Annotated in this window: 2 protein-coding genes and 1 pseudogene; 1 reads left to right on the top strand and 2 read right to left on the bottom strand. The window is 53.2% G+C overall.

Annotated features, from left to right (window positions below):
* The first annotated feature begins 222 nt into the window (after positions 1-222).
* Positions 223-1500, top strand: coding sequence for a DUF2254 domain-containing protein (locus tag IMW75_RS26490; protein WP_205894277.1), 1278 nt, complete (start codon positions 223-225; stop codon positions 1498-1500).
* A 3-nt stretch (positions 1501-1503) separates the two neighbouring features.
* Here IMW75_RS26490 and IMW75_RS26485 read toward each other — a convergent pair.
* Positions 1504-2646 (bottom strand): annotated as a pseudogene (locus IMW75_RS26485) (chloride channel protein); the annotation flags it as partial.
* Between the two features lie 85 nt (positions 2647-2731).
* Positions 2732-4186 carry a TrkH family potassium uptake protein gene (locus IMW75_RS26480; RefSeq protein WP_045059742.1) on the bottom strand — a complete coding sequence of 485 codons (1455 nt, stop codon included), beginning with the start codon at positions 4184-4186 and terminating at the stop codon, positions 2732-2734.
* Positions 4187-4447: the final 261 nt, after the last annotated feature.

Raw genomic sequence — 4447 nt, 5'->3', positions numbered from 1 at the left:
GTAAACGCTTCGATTTCAAATGTCCGATCGAAGTGATGAGTGAGGTGATGCAAAAGGCCATTGCGATGCGGCACGATACTCCCACTTCGATTCAATAACCGTGTTGCACTCAGCTCCTGCAACCGCCTAGTTTATAGCCAGGGCGCAAACTAACATCGACATTACGAATAAACTTCTGCGCCGCCCCGCACTCAATTGACGTAGTCACTTGAAGGATTGCACATGATCGCTCGTTGGCGTTGGGTAACGAATCAACTCACCAAACGGCTGTGGTTCAGAGCCTCCCTATTCTCCCTTCTAGGGGTGGCTACGGCACTGCTTGCTGTTGTATTCAAAGACTTCATCCCGGAGTCATTGCCAGCGCGTATCGGCGCAGATGCCGTAGACAAGATTCTGGGGATCATTGCCTCCAGCATGCTGGCCGTCACAACCTTCTCGTTAAGCACGATGGTCACCGCTTACGGGGCCGCGAGCAGCGGAGTGACACCTCGTGCCACCACCCTGGTGATGGAAGACACCACGACCCAAAATGCCCTTGCTACGTTTATAGGCTCATTCCTCTTTAGCCTGGTAGGGATCATCGCATTGCGCACGGGCGCCTATGGCACACAAGGTCGAGTATTGCTGTTCGCAGTGACGATAATTGTGGTCATCCTGATCGTTTACACCCTCCTGCGCTGGATCGATCACCTGTCAAAACTCGGAAGGGTGGGAGAAACCATCGACCGCGTCGAGAAGGCTACGATAAACGCAATTACTCGACGAGTTCAGTGGCCCTACTTAGGCGGTTCAGCTTACCCGACCGATCTGTCCCTACCTCCTGGCGCAATCACAGTGAAAAGTGAGCTAACGGGGTATGTGCAACATATCGATGTGAGCGCACTTGGAGCTATCGCGCAGAACGATCAAATACAGATTTATCTGGAGGTACTTCCGGGTACATTTGTGCACGAGGGAATGCCACTCCTACACATTGTGAGCTTGGGCAACACGCTGGCAGGTGATACCGATACTGCGAGACGGAAGGTTCTAGCGACTCTGATCATCGGCGTCCGGCGAACCTTTGAAAATGATCCCCGCTTCGGACTTTGCGTGCTCTCGGAAATCGCTTCTCGCGCCTTATCGCCTGCGGTGAACGACCCTGGGACAGCCATCGATGTCATTGGCCGGGGAGTGAGGACATTAACTTGCTGGAGCAAGCCTCATGTATCTGGCTCGCAAATAGACCAAGGCTGTAAACAGATCTTTCTCCGAGGATTGACGGTAGATGATCTGTTCGATGATTTTTTTGCCCCGATCAGCAGGGACGGTGCAGCTTTGCTAGAAGTTAACCTTCGCCTGTTAAAAGCCCTCATCAGTCTCGCTGAGATAAACCCTGCGATCTTTAAGGGTGCCTGCGCCAGGCACGCGGCTGTTCTGATCACTCGTGCAGATACAACGTTAATGCTGCAGCATGAGAAAGATCAACTCATCTCATTGGCTAGAACGATGACACGGTAAGGCCTATCGAGTTGGATTCTTTGGCGTGGTGGCAGGTTCTGCGAGAAAGCCTCGCGCCAATTGCTGATACAGCTCAGGGCCCATTCTTGAACTGACAGCCTTGGCGATCAAAGCTACCGCCATGAGACTGATCACCATACTGTGGCTATCAATCATCTCCATCACAATGATTGCGGAGGTGATTGGCGACTGAGTAACGGCAGCCAGAAAACCAACCATGCAGAGTGCAATAGTGGGCTGCGCGGCCAAGTGGAATAGCTCTGCGGTATTGGCGCCGACTGCTGCCCCTACAGCGAGCGAAGGGGCGAAAATACCTCCTGGAATACCAGAGAAGTAGGTCACTACAGTCGCTAAGAATCGCGTAATGGGGGCGTGCCATGGCAGGACTACATCGGATGCGATGACCTGGGAGGTAATGCCGTATCCGCTACCAAATGACATTCCGCCACTGAGCCAGCCCAATACTGCGACGACTAATCCACAGATACCGGCAAACCACACTGGGTGCAGGCGTCGCCATTGCCAAATGATGAACTGTGGGTACCGCTGTGGCCATAACAACACTCGGCTAAATAACCCCCCCAATAGCCCACATCCAACCCCTATTACCAATGCCGGGACGACTATGTCGAGGTTGATGCCCTGAATGCCGAAATGACCGAAATAGTTGTAGTTTCCCTGCAAGGCAATGGCAACCATCCCAGAGAGTATGATCGTGCTAAGAAGAACGCCGCTGGTACGGGTTTCAAGCTTGCGTCCCAGCTCTTCTACCGCAAATGCGATCCCGGCCAGTGGCGTATTAAATGCAGCCGCAATACCCGCTGCACCTCCCGCCAGAAGGAGATCCTCGCTGCGCACGATTCGCGCGTTTGGCAGGAAGCGGTGAAAGAAGTGCATGATGGATGCCGCAACCTGAACTGAGGGACCTTCACGCCCCGCCGAAAAGCCGCCCGTCAGCGCCAGAGTTCCAAGGCCTATCTTGGCAAAAGCGATACGCAGTGAAACCAGTTTGTTAATGGGCTTACCTTGGCGGGCAAGCCGTGTTGCTGCGATAACCTGCGGAATTCCGCTGCCTTGTGCACCCACGAAAAAGCGCGTTGTCAGCCAAACTACGAGCATGCCGATCAGCGGAGTGTAGATAAGAGGAAACACTACACTGAAAGCAAACAGTCTTTCAGTGTGCTTGCGACTCCTACGTTGCTACTCAGAAAAGCTGTCGCCACTGAGAGGACTAATACCTCCAAAAAACCGGTGTGATGAGTACCAGTACCGTTAGGATTTCCAATCTCCCCAGCAGCATGCCAATGGTGAGTAACCATTTTGCTGCGTCGGGTAACGATGAGAAATTACCCGCAGGCCCAATGACCTGGCCGAGCCCAGGCCCCACATTGCATACAGCAGTAGCCGCACCACTTAATGCAGTAACCCAATCGAGTCCGATCAAAGCGAGCCCTAAGGCGATCATTGCAATGGTGATGGTGAAGAAAAATGAGAAGGTCAAAAGCGAACGCAAGATCTCTTCATCAATGGGGTGACCGTTGTACTTTTTCTGAATCACCGCTCGAGGATGGATCAACTGCTTAAGGCTACTCACTAATAGAGCACCAGCAACCTGGAAGCGGAAAATTTTAAGGCCTCCAGCCGTCGAGCCTGAGCACCCACCGACAAAGGTCAGATAGAAAAAAAGCAAGACCGCGAAGCTGCCCCACAAGGTGTAATCGCCCACCGCAACTCCGGTGGTCGTGACGACCGAGGTCACATTGACGGCCACGATACGAAACGCATCCCACCATCCGTAGTCGCTGTGAAAACACAGCCACGTACCCACCGCCAGCCATGTGACGATCAAGAACCCCACGAATCCGCGTACCTGGTGATCCTTGATCAGCGCACGCCGATTACCGCGCAATGTCGCGACGTACAAGGTAAAGGGCAGGCTCCCCAGAATCATGATGACCACCGCCACCCAGTGAATCGCCGGCTGCGTCCAGTGGCCAAGTGACGCGTCCGACGTTGAGAATCCCCCGGTAGAGATCAACGACATTGCGTGATTGACCGCCTCAAACGGCGTCATTCCCGCTATCCAGAGTGCCAGAGCCCCGATGCCAGTAAGTCCCAGATAGAGAAAGAGGATGTACTTAGCGGCCACATGAGAGCGCGGTGTAACTTTCTCCGACCAGTCTGAGGACTCAGTCTGAAAGAGACGCATGCCACCTACCCGCAGCAATGGAAGTATTGCCACAGCCATGCCGATGAAGCCGATACCACCCAGCCAGTGCAGCATCGAACGCCATATCAATAGTCCAGGTGACGCGGTATCCAAACCACTTAAAACGGTAGAACCAGTAGTTGTAATACCGGACATGGTTTCAAAGAAAGCGTCGGTGTAGCTGATGCCACTGATAAACACCATCGGCAACGCTGCGAAGGTGCATACCACCACCCAACTCCCAGTCGTCAACAGGTACATATCCCTAGGGCGAAGGTGTACAGAGTCTGGCCGCCCACGCACGATCAACAGTAGCCCGCAGATAAAGGTAATAAGGCTCGACCAGAGAAAGGCAGACAGGTCGTCGCTACGTTCATAGGCCACAAGCGTAATCATGGGTATAACCATGCTCACAGCGAGAGTGACTAGAAAAATGCCTAAGATGAAGCCTATAAGACGCATTGCAGCGAGGGACATGACCGTAGCCCGTAGATTTAGCGCCGAGCAGTATCGGATGCCCAGCACTTGAGCCCCGTAAATTTTTCGTAAAAATCCTTTGGCTAATCGGTAGCCAAGGTCGTCACTTTAGTGTGAAAAATTCACCAGCCCATCGTATGCGTCCGGCCAAGTCATCTACCCAACCCCGCAACGCCAGGACATGGTGTGCACTTAAATTTAAGTGGGCACCAGTTCTAGCCTTTCAAGCGGGTATTTCATGCAGCCAACACGCCGTTCCTA

This window comes from Pseudomonas gregormendelii (assembly GCF_017114825.1).
In the GTDB taxonomy this organism is placed as follows: domain Bacteria; phylum Pseudomonadota; class Gammaproteobacteria; order Pseudomonadales; family Pseudomonadaceae; genus Aquipseudomonas; species Aquipseudomonas gregormendelii.
The sequence above is the reverse complement of the archived record's forward strand: the minus strand, read 5'-3'. Positions and strand labels throughout refer to the sequence as shown.

Excerpts from the sequence above, each read along its gene's own strand:
- IMW75_RS26480 (WP_045059742.1), bottom strand. The coding sequence starts at position 4,186 with ATGTCCCTCGCTGCAATGCGTCTTATAGGCTTCATCTTAGGCATTTTT.
- IMW75_RS26490 (WP_205894277.1), top strand. The coding sequence starts at position 223 with ATGATCGCTCGTTGGCGTTGGGTAACGAATCAACTCACCAAACGGCTG.